Source organism: Neokomagataea tanensis (assembly GCF_006542335.1).
Taxonomy (GTDB): Bacteria; Pseudomonadota; Alphaproteobacteria; order Acetobacterales; family Acetobacteraceae; genus Gluconobacter; species Gluconobacter tanensis.
This window is the reverse complement of sequence record NZ_CP032485.1, coordinates 856,183-871,051: the sequence shown is the minus strand read 5'-3', so window position 1 is coordinate 871,051 and position 14,869 is coordinate 856,183. Positions and strand designations below refer to the sequence as shown.

At 54.2% G+C, this 14,869-nt stretch carries 16 protein-coding genes and 1 pseudogene; 6 read left to right on the top strand and 11 right to left on the bottom strand.

The features are described 5' to 3' along the window. Positions 1 to 8: 8 nt before the first annotated feature. Positions 9 to 794: a peptidoglycan editing factor PgeF gene (pgeF, locus tag D5366_RS04055; RefSeq protein WP_141492398.1), complete on the bottom strand. Its 786-nt coding sequence runs from the start codon at positions 792 to 794 to the stop codon at positions 9 to 11. Then, entirely contained in the window at positions 787 to 1,608 is an 822-nt protein-coding gene (gene lgt, locus D5366_RS04050) for a prolipoprotein diacylglyceryl transferase (protein WP_170211041.1), read from the bottom strand. Before lgt ends, pgeF begins: the two co-directional genes overlap by 8 nt. Positions 1,609 to 1,780: 172 nt before the next feature. On the opposite strand from lgt, the gene D5366_RS04045 reads away from it, so the two are divergent. Beyond that, entirely contained in the window at positions 1,781 to 2,056 is a 276-nt protein-coding gene (locus tag D5366_RS04045; RefSeq protein ID WP_141492397.1) for an accessory factor UbiK family protein, read from the top strand. A gap of 63 nt (positions 2,057 to 2,119) precedes the next feature. Here the strand turns inward: D5366_RS04045 and D5366_RS04040 are convergent, their stop codons facing one another. The 8 genes from D5366_RS04040 to D5366_RS04005 all read right to left on the bottom strand — a co-directional run bounded on the left by D5366_RS04040 (position 2,120) and on the right by D5366_RS04005 (position 8,845). Beyond that, entirely contained in the window at positions 2,120 to 3,793 is a 1,674-nt protein-coding gene (locus D5366_RS04040) for an ArnT family glycosyltransferase (RefSeq protein WP_141492396.1), read from the bottom strand. Positions 3,794 to 3,870: 77 nt separating this feature from the next. Next, on the bottom strand, positions 3,871 to 4,605 hold the full coding sequence (locus D5366_RS04035; RefSeq protein ID WP_141492395.1) for a glycosyltransferase family 2 protein: 735 nt from the start codon (positions 4,603 to 4,605) through the stop codon (positions 3,871 to 3,873). A gap of 79 nt (positions 4,606 to 4,684) precedes the next feature. Further along, complete coding sequence (locus D5366_RS04030) at positions 4,685 to 5,185, bottom strand: F0F1 ATP synthase subunit B family protein (protein WP_141493812.1); 501 nt, start codon at positions 5,183 to 5,185, stop codon at positions 4,685 to 4,687. 11 nt (positions 5,186 to 5,196) lie between these two features. Then, positions 5,197 to 5,769, bottom strand: coding sequence for a F0F1 ATP synthase subunit B family protein (locus tag D5366_RS04025; RefSeq protein WP_141492394.1), 573 nt, complete (start codon positions 5,767 to 5,769; stop codon positions 5,197 to 5,199). Positions 5,770 to 5,777: 8 nt separating this feature from the next. Then, positions 5,778 to 6,002 carry an ATP synthase subunit C family protein gene (locus D5366_RS04020; protein WP_068171963.1) on the bottom strand — a complete coding sequence of 75 codons (225 nt, stop codon included), beginning with the start codon at positions 6,000 to 6,002 and terminating at the stop codon, positions 5,778 to 5,780. A gap of 67 nt (positions 6,003 to 6,069) precedes the next feature. Continuing rightward, positions 6,070 to 6,819, bottom strand: a complete 750-nt coding sequence (locus tag D5366_RS04015) for a F0F1 ATP synthase subunit A (protein WP_141492393.1) — start codon at positions 6,817 to 6,819, stop codon at positions 6,070 to 6,072. Further along, the gene (locus D5366_RS04010) at positions 6,797 to 7,171 is read right to left on the bottom strand and encodes an AtpZ/AtpI family protein (RefSeq protein WP_141492392.1); all 375 of its coding nucleotides are present in this window, start codon (positions 7,169 to 7,171) and stop codon (positions 6,797 to 6,799) included. The genes D5366_RS04015 and D5366_RS04010 overlap by 23 nt, the downstream gene beginning before the upstream one ends. A gap of 132 nt (positions 7,172 to 7,303) precedes the next feature. Continuing rightward, entirely contained in the window at positions 7,304 to 8,845 is a 1,542-nt protein-coding gene (locus tag D5366_RS04005; RefSeq protein ID WP_240775341.1) for a TSCPD domain-containing protein, read from the bottom strand. 268 nt (positions 8,846 to 9,113) lie between these two features. On the opposite strand from D5366_RS04005, the gene mlaD reads away from it, so the two are divergent. The 5 genes and pseudogenes from mlaD (at position 9,114) to D5366_RS03980 (ending at position 13,250) form a co-directional block, all read left to right on the top strand. Then, positions 9,114 to 9,671: an outer membrane lipid asymmetry maintenance protein MlaD gene (mlaD, locus tag D5366_RS04000; RefSeq protein WP_141492390.1), complete on the top strand. Its 558-nt coding sequence runs from the start codon at positions 9,114 to 9,116 to the stop codon at positions 9,669 to 9,671. 23 nt (positions 9,672 to 9,694) lie between these two features. Further along, positions 9,695 to 9,928 carry a hypothetical protein gene (locus D5366_RS03995; protein ID WP_141492389.1) on the top strand — a complete coding sequence of 78 codons (234 nt, stop codon included), beginning with the start codon at positions 9,695 to 9,697 and terminating at the stop codon, positions 9,926 to 9,928. Continuing rightward, positions 9,925 to 10,575, top strand: coding sequence for a DUF2155 domain-containing protein (locus tag D5366_RS03990; protein ID WP_141492388.1), 651 nt, complete (start codon positions 9,925 to 9,927; stop codon positions 10,573 to 10,575). Before D5366_RS03995 ends, D5366_RS03990 begins: the two co-directional genes overlap by 4 nt. 79 nt (positions 10,576 to 10,654) lie before the next feature. Further along, on the top strand, positions 10,655 to 11,170 hold the full coding sequence (locus tag D5366_RS03985; protein WP_141492387.1) for a disulfide bond formation protein B: 516 nt from the start codon (positions 10,655 to 10,657) through the stop codon (positions 11,168 to 11,170). A gap of 62 nt (positions 11,171 to 11,232) precedes the next feature. Then, positions 11,233 to 13,250, top strand: a pseudogene (locus D5366_RS03980) (NAD(+) synthase). 121 nt (positions 13,251 to 13,371) lie between these two features. Here the strand turns inward: D5366_RS03980 and D5366_RS03975 are convergent. Next, the gene (locus tag D5366_RS03975; RefSeq protein ID WP_170211040.1) at positions 13,372 to 14,868 is read right to left on the bottom strand and encodes a Hint domain-containing protein; all 1,497 of its coding nucleotides are present in this window, start codon (positions 14,866 to 14,868) and stop codon (positions 13,372 to 13,374) included. Between the last annotated feature and the right edge of the window lies 1 nt (position 14,869).

The window sequence follows — 14,869 nt, the reverse complement described above, 5'->3', positions numbered from 1 at the left end:
GGTTTTCTTTAGATCGGTCTGATGGCCGATACTTGGTGTCCGATATGGCCGCCTCCGGCAAGGGTACGGCGGCGGTGGCTGAAAAATCGTTCATCAGTCAGCGTGTCGACGTTCAGCGTTTGAACTTCTGATACGCCAGCGGCCCGCAAACGGTCCGCACAATAGCCCGATAAATCGAATAAAAAATGCCCTTCTTTTGGGGCTGGTCTGAAGAAACGGGGGCCGCGTTCGGAGTCTATTTTCGTGACAGCCTCGTACATGTCTTGTCCCGTTTCGTAGACGTCTTTACCGATGCACGGGCCGACAACGGCGCGTATGTCCACAGCGCCTATGGCACGCATACCGTCGATAACAGCTTCAATTACTCCCCCGACAGCACCTCTCCAACCGGCATGCGCTGCGCCGACAATGCGCCCATCAGCCGAGGCCAATAGAAGAGGGCCACAATCTGCCGTGATGGTACTGACAGCGATGTCAGGGGAATCTGTCACCAGCGCGTCTCCTTCGGGGCCGCGGCCAGTAAGCCAATGTTCAGTACCGTGCCGTATCGTATGAACGATAGCGCTGTGAGTTTGCTTTAATCCGAGCAGGTTTTGGGGGTGTACCCCTAGAGTATGAGCGATCCGCGCGCGGTTTTCCCGAATATTTTCTGGGTCATCCACAGATGATAAGGAGCCGTTCAAGCTATCAAACGGAGCAGGCGAAACACCACCAAGGCGCGTAAAGAAAGCATGTGGGACATGCAGTGCCGTAGAGCGGAGCAGCGCGCTGTCCGGAACAATGACGTCAGGCATGAGACACGTCCTTACGTGGGTGGCGCCAAGCATAGGTTATAATCGCGATCCCAGCCAAAGCCATTGGAATGCACAGGAGTTGCCCCATGGTGGTTCCACCTGGCAGGAATCCAATATTTGCATCGGGTTCCCGGAAGAATTCACAAAAGCTGCGCGCACAGGCATAACCTACAAGGAACAGGCCCGAGAGTGCACCGTAATGCTTGCGGATTTTCTCCCGTTGGGCCGCTACGAGCAAGACAATCAAAAGCAGCAAGCCTTCGGTCAAGGCTTCGTAAAGCTCTGATGGATGCCGGGGTATCGGGCCACCAGTGGGGAAGATCATCGCCCAAGGGAGGTTGTCGGGAGCAGGGCGTCCCCATAACTCGCCATTAACAAAATTTGCGCACCGCCCGAGTCCGAGTCCGATAGGCACGACAGGCACAACACGGTCAGCAAAAGCAAGAAAGTTGATTTTGCGTTTCCATGTAAACCAGATGAGCATGAGAATGACGCCCAGTGCTCCGCCATGGAAAGACATTCCTCCCTGCCAGGTTTTCAGGATTTCGACAGGATGCGTCAGATAAAAATCAGGTCGGTAAAATAAAACGTAACCTAGGCGGCCACCCAATAGCACGCCGATGATGCCGTAAAATAAAAAATCATCGACTGCAGCACTGTCGGCAATGGCAGGCGAGAGGCGGCATAATCTTTTTACAAGTGGCAATGCCAAGATAAAGGATGCCATGTAAGCAAGTGCGTACCAGCGCACTGCTAAAGGTCCTAAATGAAAAGCAACCGGGTCAAAACCGGGAAACAGGAGCGGGTGGCTCATGGGCAGGAAGCTCCGGCAGTTCGGTCTAAATGAAAAGTGGTGACCGATAAAAGAATGCCAGCCGTGACGCTGACGATACTTCCTGTATAGTCGTTCTATCGTTACGAACCAAGCAATGCGCTTTGGCTCACCACCATTGTGGAACAGTGCATTGTGTTTAGGAGTGGTACCCATGTCAATTAAGGCACGTTTTTTCGATGATATTGCTGGTTTTGCGGGCAATGCTCTTTCAGCCGCCAGCGGCCTGCGCGAGGAAGTGCACGCTATTGTCCGGGCGCGTGTAGACGAAGTGCTTAATGGTTTGGATTTGGTGCGGCGCGATGAGTTCGAGGCGACTCAAGAAATGCTGAACCGTGCGCGTTTAGCTCAGGAAAAGGCGGAACAACGTTTTACAGCTTTGGAAGAGCGTCTTGCGCGTTTAGAGGCTGTAAAAGCAGAGCATTCCTAAGCGGCTTTCTCAGGCTGATAGTGATGAAAAAGCCTCCCAAACCTAGGAGGCTTTTTTCTTACGTCAGCGCGGAGCGAACAAACCTAAGTCTAGATGGTGACCGTTGGAATAATTCAGCCCCTTGATACGGCCGTATTCTGTGAGTTCCGTTCCGGTTTGCTCAAGTGCTTTTCGAAACGCGGCTTCGTCTTTACGGTCGACAAGAACAAGGCTGCATTCTTTGTGGCCTGATAAATACTGTGCAGCAGGAGCTGCGCCCAAGAGTTGGGTGTTAGGGCCAGCAAGGAATACGAGGCTAGGTTCAGAGTACGAGGTCGAGATTAACGTGCTGTCAGCACAAGGCTGAACGGCTTGGAAGAGTTCAGCAACGCGTGGTGCCAACCGAATAGTTTGAAGATTTGGGATAACCGCAAGAAACAAACCAGCATGCGTTAAGATGGCAGCCCCCATGACGCAGATCAGCGCATTGCGCCGTGCTTTTTTGAAGATGAACCAAATTGCCAACACCATGAGCGGTAGAGAGCCACCAAGGGCAATTAACTCTTGTGCAATAACGCGGTGCTCTAACGTGAAGACTAAAACGCTGCCTGCAAGGCAAAATGCGATTCCGAGAATTCCCCACACAGTACCGTAAAAACCAAGGAGGTATTTTCCCAGACGGCCTACGGTTATTTGCGGCCAGAAAACCAAGGCAGCGGCCGTTAGAATGGCAATGGCAGGGTATGTCGGTAAAACGTAATGCGGCAGCTTGGTGGCGATGAGTTCAAAAACGAGCCAGTGCGGCACGATCCAACTCAGCAGAAAACGGACTTGGGGGGTAAGGCGATTTTTCCAGATTGCAGGTAAGGCAAGAGCTGCAAAAAATGACCCCGGCCAGAACGCGATGGCAAAAACAAGGAGATGATAGCCCGGGAATAATCCATGGGATTCTTGACCATGCCCAATTTTACCCAGAAAATTATGCCCGACAGCCTTTGAAAAAAATTGGCCGTGGCTCACTACCTGAATAGCGACGCACCACGGAATGACAACGGCCAGCATGAGAAGCCATCCCCAAGCAGGGCGCATCCGTTTGAAAAGGCCAGTGCGTGCATTGTCGGATTTGATGGCGCGCTCGGACAGCCAAAAAGTAAGCGGTGTCCCAAACGCAGGAATGAGGACGACGGGCCCTTTGAGCATCAGGCCGACACCGCACGCCGCCCAATAAAGCAGGGCCGTTTGTATGGACGTTGTACGATCGCTTTCCCGGTCACGGAACGCGCGTAGGAGTGCGGCTTGGACGGTCAGGATATCAAGCAGTAAAACCGTATCGATGGTCGCCATGCGGCTTTCAGCGACGAAGAGTGTTGAGACCATCAAAAGGCCAGCAGCACATAAACCGGTTAGACCATTGAAAAGGACACTGCCGATCCATGCGGTAAGGGGTACGGCCAATGATGCAGCAATGAGACTGGGTACGCGATAAGGCCATGTTTTGCGCAGTACTGAGGGACCAAAAATCTTTTGCGCAGTCGCGGCGACGGAAGACTCGAGCCAGTAGATACCCGCTGGCTGGAGATAGCGCGGTTTGTCTTGGAAGCGCACGTCAACGTAATTACCGGATAAAAGCATCTGCTCAGATGCTTCCATGTATCGCGGTTCATCTCTGTCGAGGGGAGGAAGAGACATACGCCCGGAAAGCGCCAGCGTGAACGTCATTAATGCAAGGAGAAAGTAATGACGGAAGGTCAATGTCATGCAGGCATTTCCAATTTTACCAGTTTCAGCACTGGTTTGGGCACGCATTAAAGCCGCTGTGAGCGGCTCAGAACATCTTAATGCTCGGTCGTGCGAGAGGGAAGGTGGGTCCTGTTTTGGAGCCACATCACGCCTAGTAGGTCACGGATGCCAACTAAAGCGCGGTTTAAGTTCGTATATTTGGATTGCCCGTGCAGCCGGGAACGATGCTGAACTTCGTAGCAGATAAGTGGTGCGCCATAATGGCCGAGTAGCGCGGGCAGAAAGCGGTGAACTCCCTCAAATTGAGGGATCCGTAGAAATAGAGCGCGCGAGAAGAGTTTGAGAGGTGCGCCAGTGTCAGGGCAACCATCGTTCAGCAGTTTTTGCCGCAGGCCGTTGGCGAATTTTGTTGCGATGCGGCGTGATAGGCGGTCGCTCCGCTTGCGACGCACGCCGACAACCAATGGCGCTGCACCCTGATGCGCCTGTGCAAGGGAGAGCATGTGAATGATAGAGGTCGGATCATCTTGTCCGTCGCCATCAATCGTAGCGATCCATTCCCCTTTGGCAGCTTCAATACCTGTGCGGAGAGCTGCGGATTTGCCGAGGCGCTTCGGGTGGCTGATGATTCGGAGTTGCGGCAGGAAGTTATCGCGCGCTTCAAGCAAGCGGGTGACTGTTAAGTCAGTGCTACCGTCATTCACAGCGACGATTTCGCAGGGTGGTAGCTTTTCAAGCGTAGCGGCGAGTTCCCGGCAAACCGGGATAATATTCTCAGCCTCGTTTAAAACCGCCATGACAATGCTGATCGTGAGAGCGCTTTGAGTCATAGGGGAAGAGACCGTATCAGAGGGCGAAGACCCGGGCACCTTTAAGGGAGTTTCCCGGGTCTCAGCTGTTGTCATAGTTTTAAGCAGCGGCTTTGCGGAGCGATGCTGGCAATGCAGCGAGGCTCTCATCAACAAGCTTAGCAGCAGCTTCAGGGCTGGATGCTAGGTGTGATGCAACAACGTCGCGTGCGGCGCTGATGGCAATGGCTGTAGCGCGTTCACGTACTTCACGCAGGGCTGCACGCTCTGCGGCTTCAATACGGTCACGAGCTTGGGCTTCGTAACGTTCAGCAGCTTCTTGAGCATCCTGACGGGCGCGCTCAGCCACAGCTGCGGCTTCGGCTTCCGATCGGGCGATCATCTGCTTGGTTTCTTCAAGTGTTTTTTCACGCTCGCGTGTCGCGTCTTCGAGCATTTGCTCGGCTTCGCGGCGCAGGCGAGATGCTTCGTCAAGGTCGGCACGGACGCGGTCTGCGCGTGCATCAAGCGTATGCGTGATGACGGCCCAGAGCTTGCGTCCAAAAATCACGAAGAAAAGGACGAAGGCCAGTGCGGTCCAGAAACGTGGTTCGTGGAACATCATGTCCTCCTTCAGGCTTGTGCCCGTGCGACGGCGTCAGAAATAGCCGTACCCTGTGCGGTGCTGGCATCTGTACCAAGCAAACGGCCAACGACGGTTTGCGCCGTTTGGGTTGCAATGTCAGGCAAGCTTGCAAGAGCGGTGTTACGGGATTGGGCGATGCGTTCCTCGGCCTGAGCGATCTCGGCCTCCAAACGCTTTGCAGCTGCTTGGGCATGTGCCTCGGCAGTAGCGCGTGCCTCATTTTGGATGCGCTCGACATTGGCACGTGCCTGTGCGGCAGCGTCATGACGTGCTTTTTGAAGCTCTGCGCTTGCCGCATCAGCTTCTGCCTTGGCGCGTCGTGCAACATCCAGATCGTTCTGGATACGGTTACGACGGTTTGTCAGAACGCGTTCAACCTTTGGAAGGGCTGAGCGGCTCAGGACGAGGTAGAAGCCAATGAAGATGGCGGCACCCCAGACGACCTGCCCAATGACCAGATGGTCATTGAAGCGTAGCTGGGGCATGCCCGCAGCCACGGCTTGGCCCGGCACAGCCGCCAGCGTAGCGACGAACAGGAAAAGGCGTGGCATGCGGTTCATTTTGACCCTCAGGAGAACAGGATCAGGAATGCGATCAGCAGAGCAAACAGAGCAACAGCTTCTGTCAGAGCGAAGCCGAGCATGCCCAGACCGAATACGTTTGCACGTGATGCTGGGTTACGGCCGATTGTGCTGACCAGCGTAGAGAAGATGTTGCCGATACCAACGCCGACACCTGCCAGAGCGATAACTGCCAGACCGGCGCCGATTTCACGAGCTGCTTGAACGTCCATGTTAGAGTTTCCTTAGTAGGCGGTTGGAAGAAAAACGAATATGCCGAAAGCTATCGGGCACTAGGGATTAGTGCTCAACAGCCTCGCGCAGGTAGATGCAGGTGAGGATCGCGAAGACATATGCCTGCAGCAGGCCTACCAGCAATTCCAGAGCCATCAATGCGATGTTGAACACGATCGGAGCGATGGCAATGACTTGACCCACAACACCCAGACCAGCGAGCATGATCGTGAAGGAGGCGAAAACCTCGAACAACACGTGACCGGCTACCATGTTGGCAAACAGTCGGATTGACAGGCTGATAGGACGAGAGAGGAAAGAAATGATCTCGATCGGGACAATCAGTGGAGCCAAGCCGATAGGAACGCCAGCGGGGAGGAAGTGCTTGAAGAAGCCAATTCCCTGATGGCGCAAGGCTACAACGATTGATAGCAGAAACACTCCAACAGCCAGAGCCAAAGTCACGGCAATGTGGCTGGTGTAAGTGAAGCAGAAAGGGATAAGACCGAGATAGTTACCGGTCAGAATGAAAAAGAAGAGTGCAAAGATGAATGGGAAGAAAGCTGTTCCCTTTTCACCAATCGTACTGACAGCAAGGTCATGGACGAAGTCATATCCAAGCTCGGCCGCAGCTTGCAGACGCCCCGGTACAACTGCCGCAGGACGCATTCCGATATACAGGAAGCTAAGAACCAGTACGACAGCGATGAGCATAAAGAGCGGCGACTGCGAAAAATGCAGACTTTCACCGAGCGTACCGAGAACCGGTGTCAGCTCGAATTGTCCGAGCGCGTCAATCGTCGATCCGGCAGCCACGCTGGCTTCTCCCGTCATTAGTGGGGCCTGCCAGGAGGGCTGGCCCGTTTAAGAAACGCCAAGCATTAATCATGCCGGCACCACATCCAAACAGGGCAAAAATCACGATAAACACGACTTTGTACCCTAACCAGCAACCGAGAGCGTACCCGATTGCTACTCCTACGGCTAGACCAGCGACAAGTTCAGTACCCAATCGCATGGCAACGCCAAACTCTGACAGAGTTTTGTTACCATTGGATGAGGGTGCTCCACCTGCCTTTTTCGACCGTTTATTAGGAGAAAGTTTTGCGTCAGCGCGGGCAAGCCGCTCGGCGAAGCTTTCTTCCTTTTCGGACGGGCGGTGAACCACGTTAATTGAACCCTCTTAGTCCAGCACGTTTGGCCTTGTCTGAAAGAAGACCTTCCGGACATTAACCTACGTACCCGGCTTGCTACCGACGACTCCTCACGGTGTCAATGCGAAGTATCAATCCTATGTGTCTTAGCTGACCAAACGGAGCCGTCGGCGTCGTCCTTTTGCGCCGCCATCGCCGTTATTTTTACTGATTCCCTGAACAGATATATCCTGTTGGTCGCCATCCATATTGAGCGGAAGCATGGGTGCAGGGTCTTCTTTTTCGACCGCCTGCTGGGGAGCGTCCGGCAATGGGTGGTCTAGATAGGCATCAGATAATGTCCGGAACGCGTAATCGACCATTGATGACGCGTATCCCATGCTAGGATCGCCTTCGACAGTGCCAGCGGCACCGAAGCGCGCGTAAGCGAATCGTTCAACAAAGGCGCCTAAGGGCGCGCCATGTTGAAGGCCAATGCTCACAGCCTGCCCAAGGCACTCCATCAAGCCACGGGTCATTGCTCCTTCGCGAGCGGGCACGAAACTGACTTCTCCGAGTGAGCCGTCATCGAATTCACTGGTCCGCATGAAAAGGCCGTGGCCACCGATCGCTGCGCGCTGAGTAAAACCTCTTTGACGATTCGGCAGCGGGCGCCGTGCACCACGCTCAAGCTTTGCTCGCAGGCGAGCATATTCCGGCTCGGGGAGTTCGGGCATGAAATCGACTAGGGCACACAGAGCATGATGCATGCGTTCATGCGCTTCAGGACTTGTAGGGGGGAGCGGATTGGTGCCGGAGAGCGCTAATGCGAGAGCAGACTGGGGCTGTAGTCCCCTATGCTCAAGCCGCTGTAGGGTTGCGCGGCGTAAGCGGCCGTCCTCTCGTGTGGGCGAAAAAATAGGAGCTAAGCCGCAGGCTTCAACGTCGAGTAGTCCATCGACGGGGCCGGGGGTTGAAAACCCCGTTTGGATTGGAGCCAGACATGCGCCGTCACCATACGCTGCTGCGGGGGGTAAGGCGCGGGCGGCAAAATTACGCAATCCGCCCAATGGCGAGTCTGGAATCGTTGGGGCTGCCAGTGATGTACCAGCCCGTGCGATGGCAGTTGTCAATGCAGTCAGAGCTTGTGCCGCTGCCCGTCCATCATCGCTATCGTAATCCAAGCCTATTGCAGCAAGGCACGCATCAAGGTCCGTCAGGAGGATCAGGCCTGCCGGGTCTTTAGGCGTTGTGTCGGGTGCGTCGAACAGGGGTAAAGCGCCGCTACGTTCAGCGGATTGCTCACCTTGAAGGCGCCGCAACGCGTCACAAATAACCGCAAGTGAGACCGCAAAATGTTCGGCGGAGAACGCACCGTCATCAACAAAGGATGAAAGCCGCACCACAAACCCAGGGGTGGCTTCTGCCTCACGGCGCCATAGCGCAGCATTTGGTGCGATCTGGCGGAAGAGGAGAAGACATGAAAGGGCATGTCCCAGAGGTGCTGCGTCCTTCGGAGTACCCGGCAAAGGCAGACATGCATCAAGCGTGTCTACCCAACGCGCCGCTTCAGTCGCGAGACGGACAGGCCCTTCGCCCGGTGCAAGGCGCGCCAAAGCTTCAGCTGCGGCGTCATCCCATGCGGCGGGAAGGGTGACAGCGCGTGTAGAGCTGTCGTCTGGATCGGTGGTGACCTGAAGCGTCCTCATCCGAACGCCGGTCCAGTGAAGGCGGGTTGTCATAAGAAGAAGTGTAAGCGTGTGAGATGCCCGCGCGGAAGCTGGAAAAATAGCCTCGGACCCCGAACAATACCCGTAAAGATGGGGATATGGGGGATAACATTTTGGCAGTGCGTTTGTGTGGCTCGGGACTATGATATTGGACGGCGGAGGCGGAAGCCGCTAGATGATGAAAGTTAAGTAAAGACATATCAATTTGACCATCGGGTCGCAGAACGGTTTCTGGGGTGTAGTGTCTATGAATACGGCGGCAGCAACAGGGCGAGGCAGCTCCTTGGCAAGTAAAGAATTCCTGACAGGATGTGGTGTGCTTGTTTTGCTCGTCGTTCTTCTGGGCTTTGCCGTAGTCGGCAATCGCACGAGGAGAGACGAAGGCTACCCGGTTCATGCGGCGTTTAGTCAGATCGATGGTTTGGATGTTGGCTCCGATGTGCGTTTGGCGGGGATCACGGTTGGCCATGTAACGGCTGAGACGGTCGATCCGAAAACATTTCAGGCGCAGGTTACGTTTAACGTTGCCCCCAACATCAAACTGCCTGTCGATACAGCCGCTATTATCACGTCCGATAGTTTGCTGGGGGGCAAGTACATCGCCCTGTCGCCGGGTGGCTCTGACCATAACGTACAGGCGAATGGCGTGATGACTGAAACTCAGGGCTCGATCAGTCTGGAGCAACTGCTCAGCAAGTTTATTTTCTCGGTCACGGATACTTTGCAAAAAGCAAAGAGCGCTGACAAAGCGCCTAACAGTTCAACCGATACGCAGCCGCATGGTGGTCTGTCGGATCAACCGTAGCAGCACTGAATGAGATAAAGCGCATGATATGGCAGGATAAAAACGGCGCCGCCCTGACCTGTTTGGAAAAGGTTAGGGTTTTGCGCGAAAACGATGCTGAACTGCGCCAAATCCTGCAAGATGCGTTTGAAGATGGCATCCTTATGGGGGCCTCGGCGGATTCAATGCTCCGTTCTTTTGAAGCCGCTTTAGAAACATTGAAGGACCCAACTGCGGAGGTGTGTTCGAGCCGCCGTCTGGGGGGAGAGGAACTATGATGCGGCGTTCACTCATATCTTTAGGTGTAATAGCGTGTTGTACGTTGCCCAAGGCATGGGGTGCGGTCGGAATCACGCCGCCCCAAATGTACGCGCCGCAAACATGGCAAGGCCGCAGTAACGCGGTTCTGCATGTTATGAATCGTCTGGATGCCCATCTGGAAACGATATCCGTTCCTGTGGGGAGCAGTACGACTTTTCGTACGCTCTCCATCTCGGTTGATGCATGCGTTAGCCGCCCTCCCAGTCTGGCGGCTGATTCGGGGGCGTTGCTGCACTTGAAAGATACGGGCGATGCAACCCGCCCAGCATTTGATGGCTGGATGTTGGCCAATGAGCCAGGCTTGGCTGTGTATGGAAGCCCTCTCTATGATGTGCGTGTCGTATCTTGCGATGGGCAAATGGTAGAGCCAAATCCGGGTCCTTTGCCCGAAGCGAAGAAGCCGGTTCTTTCTGGGGCAGAAGCCCAAGATGCAACCGGGGACGGGAGTGGCGGTTCACCAATACCTTTGGCACCGGATGCGGGTGCACCGATTCCGTTGGCGCCGCCGAGCACTGCACCAACACCTTTGGCACCTCCTCCTCCTAAGGCTACAGCTCCGCAGAACCTTCCCCCACCGGAAGCAACCGATCCAGGCTTGGAATAAGCTACGGTAGCCCCCATGGGTTGATGTTCAATGTAATCATCACCCCAAGATTTATTTTCACCCGGAATGGGATGTAACTATGACGCTTTTCCGACGGAACCGGCCTGACAATGCAAACCGGGTAGGGTGGCTATTTTTAATAGCTGGGCTGTTGGCTTTAGGAACGGCATATGTTGCAGAGCATAAATACGGTTTTGTTCCGTGCGTTCTGTGCTTGTGGGAGCGTTGGCCTTGGCGCGTGTTGAGCGGGATTGGCGTAGTATTGCTGCTGATGCCCCGCCGGTATGCGCCGCCGGTGGCTTATTTAGGCTTGGCCTGCGTGACGGTCAGTATCGGCCTCGCCATTATGCATAGCGGGGTTGAGCACCATTTTTGGCCTAGTCCCGATGCGGAGTGCCGCGTCCCCGTGTTCCATGGTGGAGACTTTAAGACGTGGATTGCAAACCTGCCTAAAAGACCAAGCAAACCGTGCGACTCCCCGGATTATTTATTGGGGCTGCCCATCTCAATGACGGAGTTAGGCGGGGTCTATGCCTGTGTTGTGTGGGTGCTGGGTTTTATGGGTACGTCGCGCCTTCTGCGTCAGTTGCGCTAAGCTATGCATAAGTAATCTGCCGGTGTTTTGCGTGTTGGCTGTTTGCGTAAGGGGCTAAGTCTATGGCTGTCTTTCATTCTCTGTATCATCAGGGTTTTGCGCGGATTGCCGCTTGCACCTTGCCGATTGTGCTTGCGGACCCAGCCACTAACGCGGCCTCAATGGCGAAGATTGTTGGTGAATGCCATCGGGACGGTGTCGCGGCAGTCGTGTTCCCTGAGTTAGGTCTGACCGGCTACACGCTTGATGACTTGCGCTTTCAGGACGTTGTTTTGGAAGGTACGCGTAAAGCTTTGGCAGCTTTTGCAGACCAAACAGCAGCCTTTAATACAGTTGCCGTCATTGGCTTGCCGTTAGCTGTGAATGATCGCCTTTTTAATGTAGCGGCTGTTGTACAGGCGGGGCGCGTTTTGGGCTTTGTCCCGAAGACCCATCTCCCTCGCTATCGCGAATTTTACGAGCCGCGTCATTTCACGTCCGGAGAGGGCGTGTCGGCTACGGTCAAATGGGACGGAAGGGATGTCCCTTTTGGGGCAGACTTGCTTTTTAGGGCGTCGGACCTGCCGGATTTAGTGTTAGGCGTCGAAATTTGTGAGGATTTGTGGGTTGCTAACCCGCCAAGTGGCGCTTTAGCGCAAGCGGGCGCGCGCATCATCCTGAATCCGTCGGCTTCGCCTGTGACTGTGGGGCGCACTGATGACCGTATGCTTTTGTGTAAAGCGCAATCTATGCGGACACTTACAGCCTACGCCTACGCCGCTGCTGGTGAGGGAGAATCGACGACGGACCTCGCATGGGATGGTCAGGTGACCATTCACGAAGCGGGGCGTCTGCTGGCGCAGTCTGACCGCTTCCCGCGCGGTCGACGCGTAGCGATTGCTGACGTTGATTTGGCGTTGTTGCGTCAAGAGCGGATGCGCGTTGGGCAATTTGGGGGCAACACTTCCAAATTTCGCGTGGTGGATTTTGAGCTTACGCCGCCCATGGAGGATTTAGGTTTACGTCGGCCTTTGGCGCGTTTTCCTTTTGTGCCAGACGCGCCAGAGACTTTAGCCCGAGACTGCTATGAAGCTTGGACTATTCAGGTCACTGCGTTGAGGCGCCGCTTGGAAGCCAGTTTTGCGGAATGTGCGGTAATTGGCGTTTCGGGGGGGCTGGATAGTACTCTCGCACTGCTTGTTGCTGTTCGTGCAGCTGACGAGTTGGGGTGGCCCCGAGACAAGGTGCGCGCCTACACGATGCCCGGCTTTGCGACCGGTGCCGAAAGCTTGCGCTACGCCCATAGTTTAATGAAAGCCCTTGGTGTGTCGGCACAAGAGCTCGATATCCGGCCCACGGCACGCAGTATGCTAGGGGGATCGATCACCCCTACGCACGCGGCGAAGCCGTGCATGATGTGACATTCGAAAATGTTCAGGCTGGGTTGAGGACAGATTTTCTTTTTCGTTTGGCCAATCACCACAAGGGTATCGTTGTGGGAACGGGCGACTTGTCTGAACTGGCGCTGGGCTGGTGCACATACGGCGTCGGTGATCAAATGGCCCATTATAATGTGAATGCAGGTTTGCCGAAAACGCTCATACAGCACGTTATCCGCTGGATAGCGCGTGAAGGGAACTTGGGCTCAGACTTGCCGGACATCCTCGACGCTATTGTCAGTGCGGAAATCTCGCCAGAGCTTGTGCCCGATTCTGGGCAGGGAATCCAAAGCACCGAATCTTTCATCGGTCCGTATGCGTTGCAGGATTTCACGCTATATTATGTGTTGCGCTACGGCTTCAAACCGTCACGCATTGCTTTTATGGCGGAAAAAGCGTGGGGCGATGTAGCAACTGAAGGCTGGCCTATTCATTACCCTGAAGATCAAAGGCGTTCTTATGATCTTCCAGCCATTCGTCATTGGTTAGCTGTGTTTGTGAAGCGCTTTTTTGCGACGAGCCAGTTCAAACGTTCAGCTATGCCAAATGGTCCCAAAATCGTCGCCGGTGGTTCTCTCTCCCCGCGAGGAGACTGGCGTGCGCCTTCAGATGGAAATGCTCGTCTCTGGCTGGATGATATTGATCTGAACATCCCCCACTAAGGGTGGCTAGGCCTTGAGTGGTTTCTCGAACAGCCGGCATTTGTTGTCGGGCGTTTATACACGAAGGCGACACGGTGGGCGTTTTTAGGCGCCCACCGTGTCTTGAAGTCTTCGACAGAAATTATGCTGATAGAGAAGAGGCGTTGTTGTTCTCTTCTTCCAGTACATAAGTTCCTGTTTGAACTTTCAGGCTTAGGATTGCCTGATCTTCTGGGTGCTTACGGTTCAGTGGCAGGAATGCGTTGCCGTTGGTCCAGCGTGCTTCGTTGCTATCGTCAAGCGCGTGCCACCCTTCAAGGTCTTGAACATCTTGGTGGACCGTGATGGATGTTTTTTCATTCCACTCGAAGATATGTACATCGCTTACGGCAACACCGAATGAACGGCGGTCATCCCAGTAAGGGCCAATCGTGTCGTATGGTCGTGATGCACGTGACAGGATCCGGACGGACTGTACGTCGCCTTGAATGATGAACACCAAATGGCCGTTTGTTTGACGGATAGGCTCAAGAGTAAGGCCAGATTGCGTTAACAACGAAACACCAGCGTCTTCCGTCAGGCGGTAAGGCTGCTGGACAAGAGCGAAGGAATGGGTTTTAGACCGTTCTTCAATTTCCTTGAAGATAGGCTCAACAGCCTCAGGAGCTGTGGTCAGAGGAGCGGCAGAGTCGTTTTCCCATGATTTGGCTGGCTGACCGATATAAACGACCTTGCCGCCGCGGAAGGATGAACGGTTCCCTGTGTCTAGATAGCTTTCTGTCAGCATACCATTAGCCTTGATGACAGAGTGCTCTTCCGTTTCGATGTGGTAGTAGTCGTATGATGTGAACGACTTGTCGAAGAAGATTGAACGGCCGTTAACGAGCATACGAGCTGGTATAAACTTGCCATCAAAGAACAAGCAATGCTCGGCTGTGACCAAAAGATCTGCGGATGGCACGCCGTTAGAAATTGCGTCCTTCATGATTCTGACAGGGTAACCTGCTTCGTCATCAGGTACGTCAGAACGGATAAGGCATGTTGATTTGCCAACCCATTTGATGGTGTCAGTTTTTGGTGCGCCATCAACGTAAACGACAACTTCATCGCCAACAGCAATCTCTTCTACACATACGTCTGCAGATGGTGTCTGAATCAGCGCGCCCTTGAGGAAGCAAATATCCACGGTACCGCCGAAGACTTCCCCGAAAAGGTTATTTAAGCTTCTGGTTTCGGAATGTCCGTTTCTCAGTCCGAATGGGTTTCCAGTAATGTTAATAACAACTGGTGTAGACGTAATCAGGCCCGGCACAGGTATTCCAAATGGACCGGAAACAAAGCCTGGCCCGGTGAAGCTTACTCTGATTTGAGTTACCCTTCCGTTGTAGGTTTCTGTGTAGGAGGCCATCAAGCCATTGGTTAGGCCATTCAAAAAGCCAGAAGTTAGGCCGATGTGGAATCTGGTATTATTGGCAGACGTGATGTTGATCGTCTGTACCGACGTTGTAGAGGGCGAGAGAGAGCCATCTAGGCGAATGTTTAAGTAACCGCCTGCTTGGCCTGCTGTAAAATTGGTGACGGTATTGTTACCGTTAGAAGCGGTAACATTGGCTCTTCTGCCTGTGATGTCTGTCGTCATT

What these genes read in the sequence shown, in the direction of transcription:
- D5366_RS04045 (WP_141492397.1), top strand. Translation starts at nt 1,781, where the DNA reads ATGTCAATTAAGGCACGTTTTTTCGATGATATTGCTGGTTTTGCGGGC.
- lgt (WP_170211041.1), bottom strand. Translation starts at nt 1,608, where the DNA reads ATGAGCCACCCGCTCCTGTTTCCCGGTTTTGACCCGGTTGCTTTTCAT.
- mlaD (WP_141492390.1), top strand. Translation starts at nt 9,114, where the DNA reads ATGAATACGGCGGCAGCAACAGGGCGAGGCAGCTCCTTGGCAAGTAAA.
- D5366_RS04025 (WP_141492394.1), bottom strand. Translation starts at nt 5,769, where the DNA reads ATGAACCGCATGCCACGCCTTTTCCTGTTCGTCGCTACGCTGGCGGCT.
- D5366_RS03990 (WP_141492388.1), top strand. Translation starts at nt 9,925, where the DNA reads ATGATGCGGCGTTCACTCATATCTTTAGGTGTAATAGCGTGTTGTACG.
- D5366_RS04030 (WP_141493812.1), bottom strand. Translation starts at nt 5,185, where the DNA reads ATGTTCCACGAACCACGTTTCTGGACCGCACTGGCCTTCGTCCTTTTC.
- D5366_RS04040 (WP_141492396.1), bottom strand. Translation starts at nt 3,793, where the DNA reads ATGACATTGACCTTCCGTCATTACTTTCTCCTTGCATTAATGACGTTC.
- D5366_RS03975 (WP_170211040.1), bottom strand. Translation starts at nt 14,868, where the DNA reads ATGACGACAGACATCACAGGCAGAAGAGCCAATGTTACCGCTTCTAAC.
- D5366_RS04020 (WP_068171963.1), bottom strand. Translation starts at nt 6,002, where the DNA reads ATGGACGTTCAAGCAGCTCGTGAAATCGGCGCCGGTCTGGCAGTTATC.
- D5366_RS04005 (WP_240775341.1), bottom strand. Translation starts at nt 8,845, where the DNA reads ATGAGGACGCTTCAGGTCACCACCGATCCAGACGACAGCTCTACACGC.
- D5366_RS04035 (WP_141492395.1), bottom strand. Translation starts at nt 4,605, where the DNA reads ATGACTCAAAGCGCTCTCACGATCAGCATTGTCATGGCGGTTTTAAAC.
- D5366_RS03985 (WP_141492387.1), top strand. Translation starts at nt 10,655, where the DNA reads ATGACGCTTTTCCGACGGAACCGGCCTGACAATGCAAACCGGGTAGGG.
- D5366_RS03995 (WP_141492389.1), top strand. Translation starts at nt 9,695, where the DNA reads ATGATATGGCAGGATAAAAACGGCGCCGCCCTGACCTGTTTGGAAAAG.
- pgeF (WP_141492398.1), bottom strand. Translation starts at nt 794, where the DNA reads ATGCCTGACGTCATTGTTCCGGACAGCGCGCTGCTCCGCTCTACGGCA.